The following is a 23308-nucleotide window of genomic DNA, read 5'->3' as shown; positions in this document are numbered from 1 at the left end:
AGGGAGCAAAAAGGGTGAGGTTCTCGGGCCTCACCCTTTTTTATTGCCGTCAGGATGAGCAGCTGATGTTCAGGTGTTTGCCCCAGTCGGGCGGCGGCGCCGCGAACGCTTCGGCGTTCGGTTGCTCGTCGAAGGGGTGCTTCAGAACGGAGAGCAGTTCCTCCAGAGGTTGGTAGTCTCCATTCTGGGCTTCCTGGATGACCTGCTGAGCCAGATAGTTCCGAAGGATGTACTTGGGGTTCACCCGCCGCATGGCGTATTCCCGCTCGTCGTGGGCCCGTGATTCCTGCTGCAGGCGTTGTTCGTAACGGGCGAGCCAGTTGTCGGCGACACTGCGGTCGACAAACAGGTCTCGCACGGGGCCATGGCCCCTGTTATAGAGATTGGACAGTCCCCGGAAAAACAGCGTGTAATCCACACGATGCTCGTGCAGCATGCTGAAGGTATCCATGATCAGTCCGAGGTCCGAATCATCCGGCTCGGCAATGCCCAGCTTGTCCCGCATGTTCTGCAGGAAACGCTCGTTGTAGGCGGTTTCATAGCGACGTAAACCCCGCCGCACGGCATCCTCATCCATCACAGGCAGGAGCGCATTGGCCAGGTACTGGCAGTTGGTGAAGCCGACCTGGGGTTGCCGGTTGTAGGCATAACGGCCTCCCTGATCCGTGTGGTTGCAGATGTAACCGGCATCGAAATCGTCCAGGAACGCATAGGGGCCGTAGTCGAAGGTGTCCCCGATGATGGACATGTTGTCGCTGTTCATGACCCCGTGACAGAACCCCACCGCCTGCCAGTCCGCAATCAGCCGGGCGGTGGCTTCCACAACTTCCTCAAACCAGCGGCTCCGGCGTTCGTCGTCCGGTAGTTCGATCAGGTGCGGGTAGTGAAGCGCGATAACGTGCTCGATCAGCGTGGTGACCGCTTCCGGCCCTTCGTGATGGGCGGCGAACTCGAAATGACCGAATCGGATATGGCTCTGGGCCACCCGCATCAGGGCGGCGGCGGTTTCTATGGATTCGCGGCGGACCGGATCGCGGGCGCTCACCATGAACAGGGCCCGGGTGGTCGGAATGCCCAGGTGGTACATGGCTTCGCTGCACAGGTACTCGCGGATGGTGGAGCGAAGAACCGCCCGACCATCCCCGAACCGGGAGTAGGGCGTGGTTCCGGCGCCCTTGAGGTGCCAGTCCCAGCGTTTCCCGTCCGGGCCAATGGTTTCCCAGAGCAGCAAGCCGCGCCCATCGCCCAGTTCTGGATTGTAGACGCCGAATTGATGCCCGGTGTATTTCATCGCCACCGGGTCCATGCCCTCAAGCAGTTCCTTGCCTGCACCGACACCCGCCCATTGCGCCGTATCGTTCGTGTGGAATCCCATCTGGTTGGCCAGCTCATGGTTGAAGGTGACCAGCCTGGCGCTGCTCAGGGGCGTGGGCTGTACCCGGGTGTAGAAGCTGTCCGGTAGCTCCAGATAACGGTGTTCAATCCGGAAACCCTGGTCATTCATGAAATGCGTATACTCCCAATTGGTACGGATTCTGCTGCGTTTTCATTCATCTCATTCGGGGAACTGACTGTGACCGACGATTCAATGGCTCCTGTCATCGAGACACTCATCCAGCAAGAGCGTCTCCCATCATCTTACGAACAGACCGTCAGGCAGACCATCCTGCCCCTGGCCGAGCGGATCATTGCCTTGCGTCAGAAACAGGGTCGTCCGGTGGTGGTCGGTATCCACGGCGCCCAGGGCACCGGCAAGTCGACCCTGACCCTGTTCCTGAAAGAAATCCTGCACCGTCAACACCAGTGTGCCAGTGCCGGTCTGTCTCTTGATGACCTCTACCTTACCAGAGCAGAGCGCCAGACACTTGCCCGGACGGTTCATCCCCTTTTGCAGACACGGGGTGTTCCGGGGACCCACGACGTGGAGCTGGGTCTGGCGATCCTTGAGCGCCTGACCACTGCCGGGCGGGACGATGTCACCGCGATACCGGCGTTCGACAAGGCCAGTGATGACAGGATGCCTGAAGCGGACTGGCCGGTGTTCAAGGGAAGGGCGGATGTCGTTCTGTTTGAAGGGTGGTGCGTAGGCGCTTTGCCGGAAGAGCCCGAGGCCTTATCTCGGCCGGTGAACCGGCTCGAGGAGGAAGAAGACCGTGATGGCGCCTGGCGTGGTTACGTCAATGACTGTCTCAAGGGGCCTTACCGTACGCTCTTCGGCAGGCTGGATCTACTCGTGATGCTCCAGGCGCCATCCATGGATTGTGTTCGGGAATGGCGCACCCTTCAGGAACACAAGCTTGCGGAACGTCATCGCCGTGCACCAGAAGGAGGCGGGCACTCAGGCGATGCCCCGTCAATGCGCATCATGACCGATGACGAGGTGATTCGGTTCATCATGCATTACCAGCGAGTCACGGAACACTGTCTCCGTGAGATGCCCGCGCGAGCGGATGTGCTGGTGCCGGTCAGTGCGGATCATTCACTGGGAGCACCACAGTTTCGGGACGCTCCCGAACCCGATTAATCCTGTTCAGGAAGGAATATCATGACCAGACCCCATCTCATACTGTTCTCAGATCTGGACGGCACCCTGCTGGATCATGACAGTTACTCCTGGGCGTCGGCGGAGCCGGCACTTGAGCGGTTGCGTATGGCCGGTATTCCTCTAGTCCTCAGTTCCAGCAAGACCTCCGCCGAGATGGCGGCTATCCGCAATGAGATGGGGAATCGTGATCCCTATATCGTCGAAAACGGGGCGGCGGTCGTGATTCCCGAGCATTATTTCGGGGGTGTGCGCGAACAGGTGGTGACTTTTGGCGCATCCCGGGACGTGGTGTTGTCTGAGCTTGGCCGTTTGCGGGCAGCAGGCGCACAGTTTCGGGGCTTCAACGACATGACAGCCGAGGAGCTTGCTGAACTGACCGGCCTGGATGTGGTAGCCGCTTCCCGAGCACTTCAGCGCCATGCCACTGAACCGTTGATCTGGCAGGGATCCGACGGCGAACTGGAAGCGTTTCGCGCATCCCTGGCGGCCGCCAACCTCCGGCTGGTCCAGGGTGGTCGCTTCTGGCACGCCATGGGGGTCTTCGACAAGGCCGATGGGGCCCGTTTCTTGCTGGAGAAATATCAGGAGCGGTACGGTCGTGAGTCACTCCTGGCCATCGCACTGGGTGACAGCCCCAACGATCAGCAGTTGCTGGAGTCCGCAGATATTCCGGTCGTGATTCGGGGCCTCAACAGTGATTCTGTGCAATTGCCATCGGATCGCCATGCCGTCCGCTCTCTCAGAACTGGCCCTGAAGGCTGGAATGACTGCGTGCTCAACCTCCTGTTCGAGTACGGCTACTAGAAAGGAGAGGCGCCATGGGCGACTTTTACCAGAACGGCATTATCACCACCCTTCACAATCTCGTCCGGCGCCCGGTGGAGGACATTGAGCAGGAGCTTCTGGGGTTCCGGAAGGCTCGCCCCATGTCACTGGTTCTCCCTTCGCTCTATTCGGAGCTGGAGGGACCGGCTTTGAAGCATATTGTCAGCGAGCTGGCGAAAGTGCCCTATCTGGAGCAGATCGTGATCGGCCTGGACCGGGCCAACGAGGACCAGTATCGACATGCCATGGCCTATTTCTCGGAATTGCCCCAGAACGTGCGGGTACTCTGGAACGACGGTCCGAGACTGCGGGCGCTGGATCTGAAGCTCCGGGAGCAGAACCTGGCGCCAACCGAAATGGGTAAGGGGCGGAACGTCTGGTACTGCTTCGGTTATGTACTGGCCTCCGGCGTCAGTAAATCCGTGGCACTCCACGATTGTGACATTCTGACCTATTCCCGGGATCTGGTGGCTCGTCTCATATACCCGGTTGCCAATCCCGCCTTCAACTATATGTTCTGTAAAGGTTATTACGCCCGTGTCGCGGATTCGAAAATGAATGGACGGGTCAGCCGCCTGCTGGTAACGCCGTTGATCCGTGCGCTCAAGAAGGTTTGTGGTCCCAGCGATTTCCTGGATTACCTGGACAGTTACCGCTATCCCCTGGCCGGGGAGTTCTCGTTCCGCACGGACGTCATCAACGATCTGCGTATTCCCAGCGACTGGGGGCTGGAAATCGGGGTGCTGTCCGAGATGAAACGAAACTATGCGACCAACCGGTTGTGCCAGGTGGATATCGCCGACGTCTACGACCATAAGCACCAGGAGCTGTCGCCGGAGGATGCCAGCCGGGGTTTGTCGAAGATGAGCATGGACATTGCCAAGGCGTTGTTCCGAAAGCTGGCGACGAACGGGGAGATCTTTTCCAGCGAAAAGTTCCGCACCATCAAGGCGACCTATTTCCGGATCGCGCTGGACTTCGTTGAGACCTATCAGAACGATGCCGTGATGAACGGGCTGACCTTCGATCGCCACAAGGAGGAGAAAGCGGTCGAGTTGTTTGCCCAGAACGTGATGCGGGCCGGCGCCTATTTTCTGGAAAACCCGATGGATACACCGTTCATTCCCAGCTGGAACCGGGTGACCAGTGCCATTCCGGACATCAAGGAGCAACTGCTGGAAGCGGTGGAACTGGACAACGAGGAGTTCCGGGCATGACCCAGGGCCAGACGCTGAAGACCAAACTCGTCAGCATGCTCTGCATGGTGTATCGGCAGGAGGATTGCACCGTATTGGCGGATCGCTTGCTGCTGGCCATGGGACTGGCCGGTGATCAGGCTCCGGTTCCGGCGCACCAGAATCACTGGGATGAAGCCGATGTCTGGCTGATTACCTACGCGGATACGCTGCAGCGGCCGGGAGAAAAGCCGCTGGTCACCCTGCATGATGTCCTGAAACACTGGCTATCAGACGCTATTTCCGGTGTTCATATCCTGCCGTTTTTTCCCTACAGCTCCGACGACGGCTTTTCGGTCATGGACTACCTGGCGGTGAACGAGAGCCATGGGAGTTGGCAGGATATCGAACGGATCGCGGGCGACTTCAAACTGATGGCCGATCTCGTGATCAACCATATGTCGGCTCGCAGCCGGTGGTTCGAGAACTTCCGTAAGCGTCTGGATCCGGGCAAGGATTACTTCTTCGAGGCCAGCCCGCGGGATGATCTGAGTGCCGTGGTCCGTCCCCGCACCTCTCCGCTGCTGACTGCCGTCCAGACGGAAGATGGGGAGCGCTATGTCTGGTGCACGTTCAGTGAAGACCAGGTGGATCTGAATTTCGCCAATCCCCGCGTGCTGGAGGAATTTGTCGCCATCATCCGAAAGTACCTGGAGCATGGAATCTCCATCTTCCGGCTGGATGCCGTGGCGTTCCTGTGGAAGGAAATCGGGACGCCGTGTATCCATTTGCAGCAGACCCACGAACTGATCAAGATCCTGCGACTACTGATCGAGCACCACACGCCAACGGCCATCGTGATTACCGAGACCAATGTCCCGAACCGGGAAAACCTGACCTATTTCGGAAACGCCAACGAAGCCCATCTGATCTACAACTTTTCGCTGCCGCCTCTACTGATCAATACGTTGGTCACGGGGAACTGCCGACACCTGAAGACCTGGCTGATGAGCATGCCACCGGCCCAGATGGGCACCACCTATCTGAACTTTATCGCGTCCCACGACGGCATCGGCATGCGTCCCACGGATGGCCTGCTGGACGAAGACGAAAAGCAGCGCCTGATCAATACGATGGAATCGTTCGGGGGGAGGGTGTCCTATCGCCGCACCGCCGATGGCCGGGACCAGCCCTACGAGATCAACATTGCGCTTTACGATGCGCTGAAAGGCACGGCGGAAGGTGGCGTGGACCACTGGCAGCAGGCGAGGTTTGTCTGTGCCCATACCATCATGCTGGCGCTGGAAGGGGTACCGGCCTTCTACATTCACAGTCTGCTGGCCACCGGTAACGATTACGAGCGGGTGGAGCATACTGGGCGTCTGCGTTCAATCAATCGGGCCCAGTGCGAGGCCGATCGGCTGGACGAACTGCTGGCTCAGCCGGATAACCATCACGCACAGGTGTTCCGGGAGCTGAAACGGCTGATCGGCATTCGGCGCAGGCAACCCGCGTTCCATCCCAACGCCACCCAGTTTACGCTGCACCTTGGTCTTCAGGTGTTCGGCTTCTGGCGTCAGAGCGCCCGTCGGGACCAGTCCATCTTCTGCATCCACAACATCAGCCCGGAGACTCAGGAGATTGCATTGGCCGACATCAACCTGATCGGGACGGATCGGTGGGTGGACCTGATCTCCGGGATGGTCATTGAGGATCTGTCCGGAAGCGTGACCCTCAAACCCTACCAGGGCGTCTGGCTGTCGAACCGGGAGTAGGGCAGAATGCGCCCATGTCCAAGCCCGAGAATGCCGACAAGCCCCGCATCCTGCTCCTGTCAGCCTATTTGCGGCTGATCGATGACCTGATCAGAAGGCCTGCGGTGCCGGTCTGAGGTGCCTCAGTCCGCGATGTGAACCAACTGCTTGCCGAAATTGCGGCCCTTCAGCATGCCTTTGAAGGCGTCAATGGCACTGTCCAGGCCCTCGGCAATGGTCTCGCGGTATTTCAGCTCGCCACTGGCTACCCTGTCCGCCAGTATCTGTGTGATCTCCTGGTGGCGATCCTGCCATTCGGTGACCAGGAAAAAACGGTGCTCAGGCACCGGGTCCAGCGCCTTGAGAATCTGGAACGGCGTTTCCACTTCGCTCATGTCTTTGGCGTTGTAGGCGGATACGTAGCCACAGATGGGAACACGGGCGCCCGGATTAAGCAGTGGTGCGACGGCTTTGGTGACGGCGCCACCGACGTTTTCAAAGTAGATGTCGATGCCGTCGGGGCAGGCCGCCTTCAGGTCGTCCTCAAGGTTACCGGCCTTGTAGTCGACGCAGGCGTCGAAGCCCAGTTCATCCGTCACGAAGCGACACTTTTCCGGTCCGCCGGCAACGCCTACCACCCGGCATCCCTCCTGTTTTGCGGTCTGGCCGACCACGGTGCCGACCGGTCCGGAGGCGGCAGATACCACGACCGTGTCGCCGGCTTTGGGCTTGCCAACGTACATCAGTCCGCAGTAACCGGTGCGTCCGGGCATGCCGGCAACGCCCAGGTAGGTCTGTAGGGGAACGTTGTTCTTCTGGTGGATCTTGTAGACCATCGGCGCATCAGCCGGAAAGGTGACGTACTCCTGCCAGCCGGAGTAGCAGGTTACGAGGTCGCCCACCTTGAGTTTGTCCGAGCGGGATTCGACCACCCGGGCGACGCTCTCGCCCACAATCACTTCGTCGATCCCGATGGGGTCCATGTAGCCTTTGGCATCGTTCATGCGAGGCCGCATATAGGGATCCAGCGACAGCCAGAGCACCTGGGCGACGACTTCGCCTTCCCCCGGGGCGCGCACAGGACGGGCTTCCATGGCCAGGTCGCCTTCCTGGATTTCACCCTGCGGGCGCTGCTTCAGCACGATGGCTCTGTTTCTGTATTCGCTCACGATCGGGTTCCTTGTGTTTTAGGTTGCATAACGAAACCAGATTAGAGTGCCGGAGAACGTCCGCGAGGTCAACGTCGTCGCATTGGTTGCAGCTCAGCCGTTTGCGGGCCAGCTATTGGGAACCAGGAAAAACCGCCGCTGTTCGGTCCAGACGCCGGATGCGCTGTCCCGTTCCAGTTCTGCAAAAAGCTGCGGGATATTGCGTTGGAGGATCAAAGCCAAGGCCGCTTCCGAGTCGGCGGGATCCGGCTCGGTAGTCTGGCTCCACGGGCCAATCCAGTGGGGCTTACGGAGCGGCACGCAACGGGCGATATCTGCCCGCCGGATCTGCGAGGCGTAGTGCCAGGTACCGTGCAGATGATCCGCGGGCGTTGTCGGGGGCACGGAGATTTCGGTTGTCCCGTCGTCCGGATAGAAGAGATACCCGGGCATAAACACCCTAGACACCAGTGGCGCGGTGATGCCCCGTTGTTCCAGCAGGTGGTGTGTCTCGGGGCGTCGGGTGAGCTGGGCCTGCTGGTTCAGCAGCCGGTCCGTTTTCAGGTCCAGGCGATCCCTGGCATTGGGGCCATACCAACGATCCGGTTCATTATCGCCTGGTACGCCCAGGTAGAACTTGATGGCGATTTCGTGATGTTCGATTCGATCATCGGTTCTGTTGAACACCACAAAGTCCAGCTCGCCCAGGGTTCGCCCGCCCGTTTGTATCTGCTGGTTTTTCAGGAGGACGTCCCATCCGAGGAGGTCGGTAAGCAGGCTTTCGTAGAGTCGTTCGAAATAGAAACCGAGCCGTCGGGGCGGTGCTTCCGTCAGGGCTTTCGGGATCCGCGCTGGCTCGCGATCCCATTCCAGAAGAGTCTGCAGGTAGGTGGTCGGCAGGTAGCACGCTGGTTCGAAGCTCTGGTTACAGTGCAGCAGTTGGGGGGCAGTGCATGTCCACGCCAGGTGTCGTACCGACGGGTGACGGAATGGCAATAAAAGACGGGTGTCCGTATTCTCACTCATAGCGAAAGAATACCGTAAACTGTGCACAGGATTCGGTAAACATTAAATCTTGCTGGACTGACAGCACCAAGGAGCCAGTATGCAGTATTTACATACGATGATTCGTGTTAGCAATCTCGACGAAACGCTTCATTTTTTCTGTGATCTCCTGGGAATGGTCGAGATCAGTCGGAAAAGTAGCGAAAAAGGGCGCTTTACACTGGTTTTCCTGGCAGCCCCGGAAGATGAGGCGCGCGCCCGTGAGGATCGGGCACCGATGATCGAACTCACCTACAACTGGGACCCGGAGGAGTATACGGGAGGGCGGAATTTTGGCCATCTCGCCTATCGGGTTGACGATATCTATGCCCTGTGTGAAAAGCTCCAGGCGAACGGCGTGACCATTAATCGCCCGCCTCGGGATGGCTATATGGCGTTCGTCCGTACCCCGGATAATATCTCCATCGAGCTGCTCCAGAAGGGCGAGGCGCTACCGGCCCGGGAGCCCTGGGCAAGTATGGAGAACACCGGCAGCTGGTAAACAATACACCACCCGTCGCCAACGGACAGGCGGCAATCTGAAGACAACACAAGGAGAGTGTGATGGAGGACTGGCAAGGATGCCTGGCACCGGAAGGACAAGCCGCGTTGGTCAAGGCCCGCGAGCAGGTGGAACGCCGCGGTGGCACCGTGATCACCGCTGAGGATTTTCTGCTCGCGCTGCTGGACACCGAGCCCGGGTTGACCCGTTTCATGGTCGGGCGCGGCGTGGATCTGGACGAACTGGTGCGGACCATTCAGTGCGAGCAGCCCATTATCACCGAGGTCGGCGCAGAGGGCGCCCTGTCGTCGCAACTGACTTATTGGCTGGCCTGCGCCCGGGAAATATACCTCGGCCCCTGGCTGACATGGTCGCACCTGCTGTCAGCGTTGGTCCGGGGAACGGAGCGACTTCAGGGCAAGGCCTATGTGGCGGTTCTGGAGACGATCGGGGACTGGCCGGTTGGAGACTCCGGTTGTCTGACTCCGGAGCCGGTCACCCGGGGCCATGTGCCCATCACCGTGACCGATTCCGACTGGTTGGCACTGGCCGAGGAGATCGCGGTTGCCTTCTCGGCCAATGCCGGTGCCTTGTTCTGGCTGCGAGGGGAGCGGGGAGCTGGTAAATCCTCGTGGCTGAACTGTCTCACGCCGATGTTGGATCGCGATTACGTGTTATTCGACGTGAGGCGGGAATCCGAAACGCACGCCGTTGAATGGCCGAAGATCCCCAGTGGCGTCGATGGAGATCATTCCCATGCCTGGCCGGTTCTTATACTGGATAATACCTCGCCGGCGGACCTGCTCGAGGTGGTCGTTGCCAGAGAAACGGCGACTCGTGAACTGATCCTGCGGTGGGCCGGGCCGATGTTGCTGCTGGGGCCGGAAGGCGGACCGGATGATTCAGTTGAGCGGCTGGAGCGTCAATTGGGGCGAACCCTTGAATCGGCGACGTTGCCCGCCTGCAGTCGGGTTCAGCGGCAGGCGATACTGACCAGCCATCAATCCCGGATCGAAAAAAGCCGGTCGGTAGAGCTGACGCCGGCCGCAATCCGATACGCCTGTTCCAGACAGAACCGGACAGTCTCGACACCGGGAGGTTTGCTTCAGTGGGTTGAGCGTGCCGCAGCACGGCTCGACCTGTTCGCGCGGCAGGGACCCGGAGAGGCAAAGGTGCTGGCCGCCCAGGCAGATACGCTCCGACGCCAGAGCCTGGTGGCGATCGCCCGCAATCAGCCGGTGGCTCCTATCGAGGAAGCGTTGGATGCTCTGGAATTGCAGAAAGCGGCGGCCGAGGTAGCGTGGCATGAGCGCCAGAGAGAGGGAACCTTGCGTACTCTGACCGTGGCTGATTTGCGCCAGGAGCTGGAAAGATGGGTTGCGGCGCGCCCCGGCCCGGTTCACTATGTGCACCATTGTGAACAGCAGCAGGGAGAATCCGCGAGTGCAGGATCTGGAAATCTACATTCGTGATCTGGAGCCCGGCCAGGTATCTGCCTGGCTGGAAGTACACGTCGATAAGCTTGATCTTGACGACTCGGATACCGCGAAGGTGGCCAAGGGCTTCGCAGAGTATGAAGGCGGACGTCTCCGGATCACGCTATACCCCGGGGCATTCGGTAAACGGTTTACGTCACTGGTGCTTGAGGGTGACTCATTGCCGTGGAACAGTGATCTCGACTGTGCCCGCAGTGCCTGGCGGGCCATGGAAACCGAAATCCGTTGCAGCCCCGGCGACTGGAAAGAGGGAGATCCCGTTGAGGATGAAAAGTGGTGGCGTCTGGATGACCGGGGGGAGAAAATGGTCGTCTGGAACTGAAAAAGGCAGCCGGGAGGCTGCCTTTTTCATGATTCACGAAGCGGCTGATTCAGTCGCTCAGGATGGAGACGTTGTCCGCCTGCAAGCCCTTTTCCGCTTCAACAACGTTGAAACGAACCAGTTGGCCCTGGCGGAGAACGCGGCGTCCGCGGCCGCGGATGGCCCGGAAGTGAACAAACACTTCATCACCTCTGTCCCTTACGATGAAGCCGAAGCCCTTTTTCACGTTGAACCATTTTACCGTGCCTTCTTCGTCGCCTTCCGGTGTGGTGTCGTCGTAATCGTTTTCCTCTTCCTCGTAACGACTTTGATTGCGCGAAGACTGTGACTGGCCTGTGCTGCGCTGCGCTGGCTGCTGTTTGGCGGCGAGAGCAATCGCAAAGAAACCGGCAAGTCCGAAAATGACGACGGCAATCACATAGGCGGCAATGCCCTGGGCGCTACCAAGAACGAACGGCGTGTTGGTCGCCAGTTCGCTGGTCTCGGATTTGGACAGGATCTGGAACAGCTCCGGTGTGAGGGCAACCAGCAGGGTACCGAGAATGAAAGGAGCAGGAATGGCGACCAGGATGGCAACAAGGATCGCTTTGGCTGGATTACGCATTGAAAGATAGTTCTCCATTTTTTGAGCGCTAACGATAAAGAGCCGGATATCGGGTAAAATCAGTCATCCGGCCGGTGAAAACCGCCGCACCCCGAAAACCAGGGGCCCGGCGGAGAAAAGCGGAATATTACCAGATTACCCTGAGCACTGACCAAACCCATGACACAGAAAGACCTTCAAAGCAGGCTTGACGAACTGGAAACACGGATTGCATTCCAGGACGATCTCATCAATACCCTGAGTGAGCAGCTGGCCCGTCAGGAGCTCGACATTCGAGAGCTGTGGGACGCGAAAAGGCAGTTGCACAAGCAACTCAAGGAAGTGTCCCCGTCCAATATCCGGAGCGAGGAAGAGGAAACGCCGCCCCCGCATTACTGAGCGGAGACAGCGTTTACGTATTGCCTGTCAGGCAAGGAGTTCGATCAGGATGCGCTCGTAGATCCGGGACAGGATGTCCAGGTCTTCGGCTTTCACGCACTCGTCGATCTTGTGAATGGTGGCGTTGATCGGTCCGAGTTCCACCACCTGAGCCCCGGTGGGCGCGATGAAGCGGCCATCCGATGTCCCGCCCGAGGTGGACAGTTCGGTTTCCCGGCCCGTTATGTCGCGGATGGCCGCCTGGCTGGCAGAGACCAGTGCGCCCTTATCGGTGAGGAAGGGGCGCCCGCTGAGATGCCATTGCAGGTCATAACGGAGATTGTGTCGGTCCAGGATGGCAACCACGCGCTCCTCCAGACTCTCCGCGGTGTTTTCCGTGCAATACCGGAAATTGAAATGCACCAGGCACTCCCCGGGGATCACATTGCTGCCGGTACCCGACTCGATGCGTGTGACCTGAAAGGTGGTTGGTGGGAAGAAATCGTTGCCGTTATCCCAGAATTCGCGGGCCAGGGCATCCAGCGCCGGGGCTACCGCATGCACCGGATTCTCTGCCAGGTGAGGGTAGGCAACGTGCCCCTGGATACCATGAACCGTCAGGTAGCCATGCAGTGACCCCCGGCGCCCGTTCTTGATGACGTCACCGACCTCGTCGGTGCTGGACGGCTCACCGATAAGACACCAGTCGATTTTCTCGTTCCGCGCTTCCAATGTTTCCACCACGCGTACCGTACCGTCTTGTGCCGGGCCTTCTTCATCGCTGGTAATCAACAGGGCAATGGAGCCTCGGTGGTCCGGATAGGCAGCTACAAATCGCTCACAGGCCGTGATGAAGGCTGCGAGGCTGCCTTTCATATCAGCGGCGCCGCGTCCGTAAAGGTAGCCGTCACGGATGACCGGATCGAAGGGCGGGTGAGCCCAGTTCTTCTCGGGTCCCGTCGGCACCACATCGGTGTGGCCGGCAAATGCGAGCACCGGGCCATCTTTGCCCCGGCGGGCCCAGAGGTTGTCGGTATCGCCGAAGCGCAGGTTCTCACCCTGGAAACCCAGGGGGGCCAGGCGCGACATCATCAGCTCCTGACAGCCGGCGTCATCGGGCGTGACGGAACGCCGGCGAATCAGGTCAATGGCCAGATTCTGGGTCGGGGAATCAGTTGTTGGCATGCAGTTCTTCGTTCAGCTCGATGGCAGATTTGTGGGTCACGCATTCCACCGCGCCGGTCTGGCTGTTACGACGGAACAGCAGGTCGGGCTGGTTGGCCAGGTCCCGGGCTTTGACGACTTCAACCAGTTTGCCGTTGTCGTCGAGCAGGGCCACTTTGGTGCCTGCAGTAATATAAAGCCCCGCTTCCACCTTGCAGCGATCGCCAAGGGGAATTCCGATGCCGGCATTGGCGCCGATCAGGCAGTTTTCCCCGACGGCAATCACGATATTGCCGCCGCCGGACAGAGTGCCCATGGTGGAACAGCCACCGCCGAGATCGGAACCCTTACCTACCATCACGCCCGCCGAGATCCGGCCCTCAATCATCGAGGTGCCTTCGGTGCCGGCGTTGAAGTTGATGAAGCCCTCATGCATGACGGTTGTGCCTTCACCAACATAGGCGCCCAGGCGGACGCGGGCCGTGTCGGCAATCCGGACGCCTTTCGGTACAACGTAGTCGGTCATCTGGGGGAACTTGTCCACGGATTTCACTTCCAGCGTGCGACCGGCGATGCGGGCGCTCAACTGCCGCTCCGGCAGTTCGTTCAGATCGATGGCACCTTCGTTGGTCCACGCGAGGTTGGGCAACAGGCCAAAAATGCCGTCGAGCTTGACGCCATGGGGCCTGGCCATCCGGTGGGAGATAAGGTGCAGCTTCAGGTAGACCTCCGGGGTGCTGGAGGCGGTATCGTCGGTGGCCAGCACTGTGACAACCACGGGGCGAGTGCTCTCGGCTGCCTTCTCGGCGAGGATTGCCTGGTCGGTCTGGCCGACCTGGCGCAGCGCATTGGCGAACTGGTGCAGCTGTTCCGGGCTGGCGGCAATGGCTTGGTTGCCGCCCTGGTAATCAAGGGCACTTTCAACCACATCAATCAGGGTCTTGTCGGGTGTCATGATCGGCTGTTGGTAGAACACTTCCAGCCACTCGCCCTGGTTGTTCTGGGTCCCGACGCCGATGCCGAATGCAAAACTCATCTGGTGGTTGCTCCTGTCTGATCTGTTTTGAAGTTAGGCGTTTGAGTAACGTTTGGCCCAATCGTCTGCATTGAATCCCACGCTGACATTGCCGTCATGCTCAACAACCGGCCGCTTTATGATCGATGGATTCTCAAGCATGAGCTCATGGGCGGATTGGGCGCCAATGGTATCACGAACCTCCTCCGGAAGTTTGCGCCAGGTGGTTCCTCTGCGATTCAGCAGGGTTTCCCAGCCAATTGCCTGCTCCCAGCGCTTCAGGAGGGCATCATCAAGCCCGTCTTTCTTGAAGTCGTGAAAATCGTAGCCAATGCCCTGTTCGTCCAGCCACTTCCGGGCCTTTTTCACGGTATCGCAGTTTCGGATGCCATAGAGCTTCATGTCTGGTTTGCCTTTACGAATTCAACAATACGGTTGGCCGCCTCCACGCATTCTTCCAGCGGCGCCACCAGTGCCATGCGAACCCGGTTTTCGCCGGGATTATGGCCTTCGATGGTGCGGGACAGATATCGGCCCGGGAGGACATGCACATTCTGTTGCGCGGACAATTCGCGCGCGAAGGTTTCGTCGTCCATCGGGGTTTCGGGCCACAGATAGAATCCGGCGTCCGGGAAGTCGACGTCCATCACTTCTCGCAGAATCGGAACGACGGCCTCGAATTTTGCCCGGTAGGCAGCCCGGTTTTCACGCACGTGATCCTCGTCCTGCCAGGCGGCGATGCTGGCCAGCTGGTTGTGAATGGGCATGGCGCATCCGTGGTAGGTGCGGTATTTGAGATAGCCCTGCAGTACCTTCGCATCGCCGGCGACAAACCCCGAACGCAGTCCCGGCAGGTTGCTGCGTTTGGACAGGCTGTGAAACACGATACAGCGGCTGAAGTCATGACGACCCAGTGCTGCGCAGGTCTGCAGCAAGCCTTCCGGCGGCTGGCCCTCGTCCGGATACAGCTCCGAGTAGCATTCGTCGGAGGCAATGAGGAAGTCATAGGTATCCGCCAGTTCAATCACCCTGGCCAGCGTATCCCGTCCGATAACCGCGCCACTGGGATTGCCGGGAGAGCACAGGAACAGGATCTGGCACTGTTGCCAGACGGACTCCGGAACCCGGTCGAAATCCGGAATGAAGCCGTTCCCGGCGTCGCAGGGAAGATAAACGGGATCGGCGCCGGCCAGAAATGATGCGCCTTCGTAAATCTGATAGAAGGGGTTGGGGCTCACGACAGCAGCGGGTTTGCTGGAATCGATAACCGCCTGAACCAGGGCGAAAATGGCCTCGCGAGTACCGTTCACCGGGACAATATGGTGTGCGGGATCGAGCGTGCCTTCTTTCAGTTGAAAGCGCCGGGTCGCCCAGTCTGCGATGGTGGTGCGGAGTTCATCGGTACCTTTGGTCGTCGGATAGTTTGCGAGTTTGTCCAGGTTGTCGGCGATCACCTGCTTGACGAATTCCGGAGAGGGGTGCTTGGGCTCGCCGATGCCGAGCGATATCGGTGTCAGGTGCTCAGGGACAGAAATGCCCGCTTTGAGTTTCGCCAGTTTTTCGAATGGATAAGGGTGTAAACGGTCAAGGTTCGGGTTCATTGAATGTCGTCCAGCATGGTGCAGAGGTCTTCCTGGAGGTGTTGGCAGGTCGCAAGATCGCTCAGTGGATGACCGTCTTCGTCCGTGACAAAGAACACGTCTTCGACCCTCTCGCCGAGCGTGGCGATCTTGGCGTTCGTCAGCCGGACCCGATGTTCCAGCAATACCTGGCCAATCCGGGCAAGAAGGCCGGGGCGGTCCGGTGTGATCACTTCCATGACGGTGCGCTGGTTGCCGGTATCGTTGGAGAAGGTGACCTCGGTTGGAAACGCAAAGTGCTTGAGCTGTCGCGGTGTACGCCGGTGAATAATGTCCGGGTAATCCTCCGGATCATCGAGTTCCTCGATCAGGCGTTTGCGCACTCGTTCCTTCCGTGCCGGATCGACCCCGAGCGGCTGTCCCTGTTCGTCCAGAACCACGTAGGAGCTGATGGAATAGGGGCCCTGGCCCGAGCTGATGCGCGCGTCCACGATATTCAGGTTCAGTTGCTCCAGGACGGCCGTGGTGGCGGCAAACAGTGCGACCCGGTCTTTCATGTAGATGATGATCTGGGAGTAGCCGTCGGTAGGTCCTCCCCGGGTATCGCGGATCAGGACCAACGGATCCGGGTTATTGCCGTGACGGATTATGGCCGCGGTTTGCCAGGCAATGTCGACAGTGGAGTCCTGAAGGAAGTAATCCTCTTCCACCGTGTCCCAGACGCGGTCGATCTGCTCGTCTGTCATGTTCTGTGCGTGCAGGATTTCCCGTGCTTCCGACTGGGTTGCATTCACCCACTCGCGCCGATCAACCGGATTCTCTGTGCCCCGTCGCAATGCCCGCTTGGCTTCGATATAAAGCTGGCGCAGCAGTGAGGCTCGCCAGGTGTTCCAGAGTTTCGGGTTGGTGGCGCTGATGTCACAGACGGTCAGGATATAGAGGTAATCCAGGTGGGCCTGGCTCGGCATCGCATGGGCGAACGCATGAATAATCTCGGGGTCCGAGATGTCCTTGCGTTGGGCCGTCATGGACATCAACAGGTGGTTCTCGACCAGCCAGGAGGCCAGTTGGGTGTCCCGTTCGCTCAAATGGTGCCGGGCGCAGAAAGCTTCGACATCGACGGCGCCCAGTTCGGAATGGTCGCCACCCCGACCCTTGGCGATGTCGTGGTAGAGGCCGGCAATGAACAGGGTTTCCAGCTTCGGCAGGCGATGGATCAGGCGCGATGCCAGCGGGTAGTCCGTGCGGACTTCGGAACCGTTCAGGCGAACCATGTTGCGGATGACCCGCATGGTGTGGGCATCGACCGTATAGATATGGAACAGGTCGTGCTGCATCTGGCCGATGATCTGTCCGAACTCGGGCAGGTAGCGACCGAGTACGTTGTACTTTTTCATGGCCGAAAGCGTCACGTCGAGCGCATGGGGAGTGCGTAACAGCTCCATGAACAGCGTGGTGACGGCCAGGTCCGACCGGAAGGCGTCGTCGATCAGGTGTCGATGGGCCCGCAGCGAACGGATCGTGGTTGCACGAATGCCTTTGATATCCGGGTGCTGTGCCATCAGTACGAAAATTTCCATGATGGCGTAGGGGGCGTAGGCGAATACCTGGTTGTTGACCGCCTCGATGTACCGGTTCCGGATCTGGAACCGCTTGTTGAGCGGCTGGATATCATCTTCCCGGCCGGTTCCGAGAATCGCTTCGTCGTAATATTGCAGGATAACGTCGGTCAGCTCGGCGAGCGCCAGGACGGTTCGGTAGTAGGATTGCATCATAAGCTCGACGCCAAGACGCTTGCCTTCATCGTGATAGCCCAGCATTTCTGCCAGTGCCCGCTGATGATCGAACAGCAGCCGGTTTTCGTTGCGGTCGGCGAGTAACTGGAGGCCAAACCTGAGTTGCCAGAGGAAGGTTTCGCCCTGGAACAGGATCTGATGTTCTTCCTCGGTAAGAATGCTGAAACGGGTGAGATCGGCAATGTTCTGGAGCCCGAAGTGGCGCTTGGTAATCCAGCCAATGGTCTGGATATCCCGAAGAGCGCCCGGCGAACCCTTCAGGTTAGGCTCCAGATTGTATTCGGTGTTGCCGTACTTTTTATGCCGCTGTTGCTGTTCTTCCCGCTTGGCAATGAAGTAGTCCCGGTCGGTGCTGACGGTGTCGGAATAAACCTCCTCGCTCAGGGTCTGTCGGAGGCTATCGGGGCCTGAAATCGTCCGGGTTTCAAGAAGGTTGGTGAGAATGGTGACGTCATCGCGCGCGGCTTCCTTGCATTCTTCGATACTCCGCACGCTGTGCCCGATGTCCAGCTTCAGATCCCAGAGCAGTGTCACGAATGCGCCGAGGTCGTCCTGCCATTCTTCACGAATCCCGTTCCGGGTGAGAATAAGCAGGTCGATATCGGAGTGGGGGTGGAGTTCGCCACGACCGTACCCGCCGACAGCAATCAGAGCGATGTCCTCTGAACTGGCGAACGGATAGCGGTGCCAGATGAGATCCAGAACGCGATCAACGGTCTGTGCCCGGGCGTGGACGAGGGCGCGAACATCGGCACCCTGACGAAATGCCTCGGCGTCAGCGTTGTAACGTTCCGCCAAAAGCTCCCGGGCGGCCCGAACTGGAGACGGGTCGTTGCTGATGCGGGCTTCCAGATCGGAATCGGCCACCGTCAGAAGGACTCTTCCGACCGTCTGGTCAGCACTTCGTGACCATCAGCGGTTACCAGGATCGTGTGTTCCCACTGAGCGGACAGCTTGTGATCCTTGGTGACGGCAGTCCAGCCGTCGGCAAGCAGTTTGGTCTGGTGCTTGCCCTGGTTGATCATGGGCTCAATGGTAAACGTCATGCCCTCTTTCAACTCAAGGCCGGTGCCGGGCTTGCCATAGTGCATGACCTGGGGCTCCTCGTGGAACACCTTGCCGATACCATGACCGCAGTATTCACGGACGACAGAGTAGTGATGCTTTTCCGCGTGTTGCTGGATCACGTGGCCGATGTCGCCCAGCCGAACACCGGGCTTGACCATCTCGATGCCTTTGTAGAGGCATTCCTGGGTTATGCGGATCAGGCGCTCGCTGCCGGGCTTGGGTTTGCCAACCACCCACATCTTGCTGGTATCTCCGTGATACTCGTCCTTGATGACGGTGACGTCGATGTTCAGGATGTCGCCGTGCTTGAGCACCTTCTTCTCCGACGGAATGCCGTGGCAAACCACGTGATTGACCGAGGTGCAGATGGACTTCGGGAATCCCTTATAATTGAGTGGTGCCGGGATGGCTTGCTGGACGTTGACGATGTAGTCGTGACAGATTCGGTCAAGCTCCTCGGTTGTTACGCCGGGCTGTACATGCTCGCCAATCATCTCCAGGACTTCAGCGGCCAGGCGGCCGGCCACTCGCATCTTTTCAACTTCTTCCGGTGTCTTGATCGATACCTGCATCGGGATTCCTGTTGGTTTGAGCCAAACCGGCATTTTAAGGGCCCTGAGAGCTCCATACAAGGAAGGTTCAGCGCAAATTTAATGGCGTCGCCCGGCCGGTTTATGGTATAAACGCGCCGCCGGAAACGAATCCGGCAAATTCACACACGTGTCGACACGTTGTCCCAGGGTGCTGTTCCCTTTTATAGGGTCGGTTGGGTCAATCGGATGCGTGGAGGACTAACCCGAAGCTAAAAGGTAGATATCATGGCTCAGGTAAATATGCGTGACCTGCTCAAGGCAGGTGCTCACTTCGGTCACCAGACCCGTTACTGGAACCCGAAAATGTCCAAGTTCATTTTCGGTGCCCGCAACAAGATTCATATCATCAACCTCGAGCAGACTGTTCCTGCCATGGAAGAGGCGCTGAAGTTCATTCAGCAGCTGGCAGAGAACAAGAACAAGATTCTGTTCGTTGGTACCAAGCGTTCCGCCGCCAAGATTATTAAAGAAGAAGCTCTGCGTGCCGGCCAGCCGTACGTCAACCACCGCTGGTTGGGTGGTATGCTGACCAACTACAAGACGATCCGTCAGTCTATCCGTCGCTACCGTGACCTGGAAACCCAGAGCCAGGACGGTACTTTCGACAAGCTGACCAAGAAAGAAGCGCTGGATCGTACCCGCGAAATGGATCGCCTGGAGCGTTCAATCGGTGGTATCAAGGATATGGGCGGCCTGCCGGACGCCATGTTCGTCATCGACGTTGACCACGAGCGTATCGCCATCAAGGAAGCCAACAAGCTGGGCATCCCGGTTATCGGTGTGGTTGACACCAACAGCGATCCGGACGGCGTTGATTACGTTATTCCGGGCAACGATGACGCCATCCGCGCCATCCAGATCTACGTGCAAGCTGTGGCTGACACCTGTCTTGAAGCGGCCCAGTCTGCTGGCGCCGGCGCTGACGAGTTTGTAGAAGTCAGCGAAGATGCCGAGGGCGCCGCTCCGGCCGCCGAGTGACGCATCAGCTTCACGTTTGAGTTGTAAGGTATGCCCGCCTGTCTTGCGGGCATACCTCCCCACCGAATTCGTACAAGTTAAGAGGATTGAACATGGCTGCAATTACCGCTGCAATGGTCAAAGAGCTGCGTGAGCGTACCGGTCTTGGCATGATGGAGTGCAAGAAAGCACTGGTAGAGGCTGACGGTAGTGTTGACGCTGCAATCGAAGAGCTGCGCAAGTCTTCCGGCCTGAAAGCCGCCAAGAAGGCTGGCCGTACCGCAGCTGAAGGCGTGTCGCTGATCAAGATCTCCGACGACAACACCGTTGCCTACATTCTCGAAGTCAATTCCGAGACCGACTTCGTGGCTCGTGACGACAACTTCATGGCGTTCGCCAACGACGTGCTGGATGTTGCGTTCGATAAGGGCGAGACCGACGTTGCCAAGCTGATGGAAGGCGATCTGGAAGCGAAGCGCGAGGCGCTGGTTCAGAAGATCGGTGAGAACATCACCGTTCGCCGCATCGTGAAAGTTGAAGGTCCGGTTGTCGGTGGCTATGTCCACAGCAACAACAAGATTGCCTCCGTTGTGGCCCTGACCGCCGGTGATCCGGAAGTGGCCCGCGACATCGCCATGCACGCCGCTGCTGTCAATCCGCGCGTTGGCAAGCCGGAAGACATGCCGCAGGAAGAGCTGGATAAAGAGAAAGAAATCATCAAGGCCCAGCCGGATATGGAAGGCAAGCCTGCCGAGATCGTCGAGAAGATGATGGGCGGCCGCATCAAGAAGTTCCTCAAGGAAAACAGCCTGATTGAGCAGCCGTTCGTCAAGAACCCGGACCAGACTGTGGGCGAGCTGATCAAATCCGCCGGTGGTGAGCTGGTTGGTTTTGTTCGCCTGGAAGTCGGCGAGGGCATTGAGAAGGAAGAAGTCGACTTTGCTGCCGAGGTTGCTGCTGCAGCCGGAACTGGCAAGGCCTGATCCTTCCGTAAGGTGGCGGAGTCCTGTCTCTGCCACCGACCTGAGTCTGCCACGTTAGCCGGATGCTTTCGGCTCTCGTGGCGGGCTTGTATCTGAGATACCCCTTTTTCGAGGAGTATGTCAGATACGAGCCTGAAAACCGTGTACGCGGATAGCCATCAGACGAAAAGGGGATCACCATGCCGACATCTTCGAAAAATCAGCCCAGATACAAACGTGTTCTGCTCAAGCTCAGTGGCGAAGCCCTCATGGGGGAGCACGATTTCGGTATTGATCCCAAAGTTCTCGACCGTATGGCCCTGGAAATCGGCGCCCTGATCGGTATCGGTGTTCAGGTTGGTCTGGTGATTGGTGGTGGTAACCTGTTCCGGGGTGCCGCCCTGAATGCCGCCGGCCTGGATCGTGTTACCGGCGACCACATGGGTATGCTGGCGACGGTCATGAACGGTCTGGCGATGCGGGACGCGCTGGAGCGCTCCAACATCCGTACGCGTGTCATGTCGGCCATCCCCATGAGCGGCATTGTCGAGCATTATGATCGTCGTCGTGCAGTACGCGATCTCAAAGAAGGGGATGTGGTGATTTTCAGTGCCGGTACCGGCAATCCGTTTTTCACGACGGATTCTGCCGCCTGTCTGAGGGGTATCGAGATTGAGGCTGATGCGGTGCTGAAGGCAACCAAGGTGGATGGAGTCTACTCCGCCGATCCGAACCTGGATCCCACTGCCGAGAAATACGATTATCTCACTTATGACGAAGTGCTCGACAAGAAGCTGGGCGTGATGGATCTGACCGCCATCTGCCTGGCGCGTGACCATGGTATGCCGCTTCGGGTTTTTGACATGAACCGACCGGGCGTCTTGACCCGCATCGTGACTGGCGAAAAAGAAGGTACACTGATCGAGTGAACTCGTTAGCCGGCCCGGATGTTAACGGTCGGCTCCCGGACTGACCTGACGAATTGAGGAATGCTCTAGTGATTAACGACATCAAATCGGAAGCCGAAAAGAAAATGAAAAAGAGCCTGGAGGCTCTGCATTCGGCGTTCAATAAAATCCGTACCGGCCGCGCTCATCCTGCGATCCTGGACAGTGTCATGGTGAACTACTACGGCCAGGAAACGCCGCTCAAGCAGGTAGCGAGCGTCAACGTTGAAGACAACCGGACTCTGGCAGTGGCTCCCTGGGAAAAGAACCTGGTGCCGACCATCGAAAAGGCCATCATGACATCGGACCTCGGTCTGAACCCGGCGACCAGCGGTGACATCATTCGGGTTCCGATGCCCATGTTGACCGAGGAAACCCGTCGGGAAATGGTCAAACAGGCCAAGGCCGATGCGGAACACGCGCGCGTGTCCGTTCGCAACGCCCGTCGTGATGCCAATTCCATGGTCAAGGATCTGCTGAAGGAAAAGGAAATCAGCGAAGACGAAGAGCGCCGTGCAGAGGATGAGGTCCAGAAGCTGACCGACAAGTACATCGCCGAAGTGGACAAGATGCTCAAATCCAAAGAAGAGGACCTGATGGCGGTCTGATCCGCCGGGTTGCTCAGTTGCAGGACAGTCGGCTCCGGAGATTGACCGGGGCCGCGCAGGGGATTTCATGACGGGACAAGTAACCGCGGAAATTCCGGTGTCGGCGGATCGCCGGCCCCGGCACGTGGCCATCATCATGGACGGAAACAACCGGTGGGCCAAAGCCCATCGGCTGACAGGAGTGGCGGGTCACAAAGCGGGCGTCAACGCAGTGCGGGCAGTGGTCGAGACCTGTGCCCGCGAGGGCGTTGAGGTACTGACCCTGTTTGCCTTCTCGAGTGAAAACTGGCGGCGTCCCAAGGACGAAGTGTCGGCTCTCATGCGGCTGTTCCTGTTTGCGCTGGAGCGGGAGGTGCGCAAGCTGCACCGGAACAATATCCGGCTGCGCATTATCGGAGATCGCTCCGCGTTCAGTGAGGCTTTGCAGGAGCGCATGGAGAAAGCCGAGACCCTGACCCGCGACAATACCCGCATGACGCTGGTTATTGCTGCCAATTATGGCGGTCACTGGGACATCGCCCAGGCCACACGGCAGGTCGCCGAAAAAGTCCGTCAGGGGCAGCTTGAGCCGGGTGACATTACCGATGATCTGATTCAGCAGCATCTCAGTATTGGCGATCTGCCCATGCCTGACCTGATGATCCGCACCGCCGGGGAGCAGCGGATCAGCAATTTCCTGCTTTGGCACCTGGCTTACACCGAGTTCTATTTTTCTCCGGTGTTCTGGCCTGACTTCAAGGACGAAGAAATGCAAAAGGCGCTCCGCGCCTACGCCGGGCGCAAACGCCGGTTCGGCCAGACTGACGACCAGATTGCGCTTCAGACCGCACAACAATAATGATTCGA

23 protein-coding genes are annotated in these 23308 nt (G+C 58.8%); 13 read left to right on the top strand and 10 right to left on the bottom strand.

Translation table 11 applies throughout. From position 1 onward, the window contains the following. Positions 1-49: 49 nt before the first annotated feature. Positions 50-1504: a protein adenylyltransferase SelO gene (locus MLD04_RS16000; protein ID WP_248160445.1), complete on the bottom strand. Its 1455-nt coding sequence runs from the start codon at positions 1502-1504 to the stop codon at positions 50-52. 69 nt (positions 1505-1573) lie between these two features. Here MLD04_RS16000 and MLD04_RS15995 point away from each other — a divergent pair, with 69 nt between their 5' ends. The 4 genes from MLD04_RS15995 to MLD04_RS15980 are packed head-to-tail and all read left to right on the top strand — an operon-like array spanning position 1574 to position 6320. Further along, the gene (locus tag MLD04_RS15995) at positions 1574-2524 is read left to right on the top strand and encodes a hypothetical protein (RefSeq protein WP_248160444.1); all 951 of its coding nucleotides are present in this window, start codon (positions 1574-1576) and stop codon (positions 2522-2524) included. Between the two features lie 21 nt (positions 2525-2545). Continuing rightward, complete coding sequence (locus tag MLD04_RS15990) at positions 2546-3349, top strand: HAD-IIB family hydrolase (protein WP_248160443.1); 804 nt, start codon at positions 2546-2548, stop codon at positions 3347-3349. A gap of 14 nt (positions 3350-3363) precedes the next feature. After that, the gene (locus MLD04_RS15985; protein ID WP_248160442.1) at positions 3364-4587 is read left to right on the top strand and encodes a glycosyltransferase family protein; all 1224 of its coding nucleotides are present in this window, start codon (positions 3364-3366) and stop codon (positions 4585-4587) included. After that, a complete protein-coding gene (locus MLD04_RS15980; protein ID WP_248160441.1) occupies positions 4584-6320 on the top strand; it encodes a sugar phosphorylase in 1737 nt (578 codons plus the stop codon). Before MLD04_RS15985 ends, MLD04_RS15980 begins: the two co-directional genes overlap by 4 nt. Before the next feature lie 122 nt (positions 6321-6442). Here MLD04_RS15980 and MLD04_RS15975 read toward each other — a convergent pair whose 3' ends face one another. Both MLD04_RS15975 and MLD04_RS15970 read right to left on the bottom strand, forming a co-directional pair. Continuing rightward, positions 6443-7468: an NADP-dependent oxidoreductase gene (locus tag MLD04_RS15975; protein WP_248160440.1), complete on the bottom strand. Its 1026-nt coding sequence runs from the start codon at positions 7466-7468 to the stop codon at positions 6443-6445. 93 nt (positions 7469-7561) lie between these two features. Beyond that, positions 7562-8473, bottom strand: a complete 912-nt coding sequence (locus MLD04_RS15970; protein ID WP_248160439.1) for a DUF1853 family protein — start codon at positions 8471-8473, stop codon at positions 7562-7564. 79 nt (positions 8474-8552) lie between these two features. On the opposite strand from MLD04_RS15970, the gene MLD04_RS15965 reads away from it, so the two are divergent. The 3 genes from MLD04_RS15965 to MLD04_RS15955 all read left to right on the top strand — a co-directional run bounded on the left by MLD04_RS15965 (position 8553) and on the right by MLD04_RS15955 (position 10811). Further along, on the top strand, positions 8553-8993 hold the full coding sequence (locus MLD04_RS15965) for a VOC family protein (RefSeq protein ID WP_248160438.1): 441 nt from the start codon (positions 8553-8555) through the stop codon (positions 8991-8993). A gap of 62 nt (positions 8994-9055) precedes the next feature. Next, the gene (locus MLD04_RS15960; RefSeq protein WP_248160437.1) at positions 9056-10465 is read left to right on the top strand and encodes a hypothetical protein; all 1410 of its coding nucleotides are present in this window, start codon (positions 9056-9058) and stop codon (positions 10463-10465) included. After that, positions 10437-10811: a hypothetical protein gene (locus MLD04_RS15955; protein ID WP_248160436.1), complete on the top strand. Its 375-nt coding sequence runs from the start codon at positions 10437-10439 to the stop codon at positions 10809-10811. Before MLD04_RS15960 ends, MLD04_RS15955 begins: the two co-directional genes overlap by 29 nt. Positions 10812-10860: 49 nt before the next feature. Here MLD04_RS15955 and MLD04_RS17680 read toward each other — a convergent pair whose 3' ends face one another. Beyond that, positions 10861-11415 (bottom strand): cold-shock protein, encoded by a 555-nt coding sequence (locus MLD04_RS17680; RefSeq protein ID WP_282451975.1) that lies wholly within the window; start codon positions 11413-11415, stop codon positions 10861-10863. Positions 11416-11574: 159 nt separating this feature from the next. On the opposite strand from MLD04_RS17680, the gene MLD04_RS15945 reads away from it, so the two are divergent. Further along, positions 11575-11793, top strand: a complete 219-nt coding sequence (locus tag MLD04_RS15945) for a SlyX family protein (RefSeq protein WP_248160435.1) — start codon at positions 11575-11577, stop codon at positions 11791-11793. A 27-nt stretch (positions 11794-11820) separates the two neighbouring features. Here the strand turns inward: MLD04_RS15945 and dapE are convergent, their stop codons facing one another. Genes dapE through map form a run of 6 tightly spaced genes read right to left on the bottom strand, consistent with a single transcriptional unit; the run spans position 11821 to position 18967 of the window. Next, the gene (dapE, locus tag MLD04_RS15940) at positions 11821-12957 is read right to left on the bottom strand and encodes a succinyl-diaminopimelate desuccinylase (RefSeq protein WP_248160434.1); all 1137 of its coding nucleotides are present in this window, start codon (positions 12955-12957) and stop codon (positions 11821-11823) included. Beyond that, positions 12944-13972: a 2,3,4,5-tetrahydropyridine-2,6-dicarboxylate N-succinyltransferase gene (gene dapD / locus MLD04_RS15935; RefSeq protein WP_248160433.1), complete on the bottom strand. Its 1029-nt coding sequence runs from the start codon at positions 13970-13972 to the stop codon at positions 12944-12946. The genes dapE and dapD overlap by 14 nt, the downstream gene beginning before the upstream one ends. 33 nt (positions 13973-14005) lie before the next feature. Further along, on the bottom strand, positions 14006-14353 hold the full coding sequence (locus MLD04_RS15930; protein WP_248160432.1) for an ArsC family reductase: 348 nt from the start codon (positions 14351-14353) through the stop codon (positions 14006-14008). Next, positions 14350-15552: a succinyldiaminopimelate transaminase gene (gene dapC, locus MLD04_RS15925; RefSeq protein ID WP_248160431.1), complete on the bottom strand. Its 1203-nt coding sequence runs from the start codon at positions 15550-15552 to the stop codon at positions 14350-14352. Before dapC ends, MLD04_RS15930 begins: the two co-directional genes overlap by 4 nt. Then, positions 15549-18194: a [protein-PII] uridylyltransferase gene (locus tag MLD04_RS15920; RefSeq protein WP_248160430.1), complete on the bottom strand. Its 2646-nt coding sequence runs from the start codon at positions 18192-18194 to the stop codon at positions 15549-15551. The genes dapC and MLD04_RS15920 overlap by 4 nt, the downstream gene beginning before the upstream one ends. Positions 18195-18196: 2 nt before the next feature. Continuing rightward, positions 18197-18967, bottom strand: coding sequence for a type I methionyl aminopeptidase (gene map, locus MLD04_RS15915; protein ID WP_248160429.1), 771 nt, complete (start codon positions 18965-18967; stop codon positions 18197-18199). Between the two features lie 246 nt (positions 18968-19213). On the opposite strand from map, the gene rpsB reads away from it, so the two are divergent. The 5 genes from rpsB to uppS all read left to right on the top strand — a co-directional run bounded on the left by rpsB (position 19214) and on the right by uppS (position 23300). After that, complete coding sequence (gene rpsB / locus MLD04_RS15910) at positions 19214-19966, top strand: 30S ribosomal protein S2 (RefSeq protein ID WP_008937772.1); 753 nt, start codon at positions 19214-19216, stop codon at positions 19964-19966. A gap of 92 nt (positions 19967-20058) precedes the next feature. Continuing rightward, positions 20059-20928 carry a translation elongation factor Ts gene (gene tsf, locus MLD04_RS15905; protein ID WP_248160428.1) on the top strand — a complete coding sequence of 290 codons (870 nt, stop codon included), beginning with the start codon at positions 20059-20061 and terminating at the stop codon, positions 20926-20928. Positions 20929-21107: 179 nt separating this feature from the next. Then, a complete protein-coding gene (pyrH, locus tag MLD04_RS15900) occupies positions 21108-21836 on the top strand; it encodes a UMP kinase (RefSeq protein ID WP_008937774.1) in 729 nt (242 codons plus the stop codon). 68 nt (positions 21837-21904) lie between these two features. Continuing rightward, positions 21905-22462, top strand: a complete 558-nt coding sequence (gene frr, locus MLD04_RS15895) for a ribosome recycling factor (protein WP_248160427.1) — start codon at positions 21905-21907, stop codon at positions 22460-22462. A 67-nt stretch (positions 22463-22529) separates the two neighbouring features. Then, positions 22530-23300, top strand: coding sequence for a polyprenyl diphosphate synthase (uppS, locus tag MLD04_RS15890; RefSeq protein WP_248160426.1), 771 nt, complete (start codon positions 22530-22532; stop codon positions 23298-23300). Positions 23301-23308: the final 8 nt, after the last annotated feature.

Source organism: Marinobacter koreensis (assembly GCF_023156285.1).
GTDB lineage: Bacteria > Pseudomonadota > Gammaproteobacteria > Pseudomonadales > Oleiphilaceae > Marinobacter > Marinobacter koreensis.
Note: the sequence above shows the minus strand (reverse complement) of the source record. Positions and strands in the feature narration are given on the sequence as shown.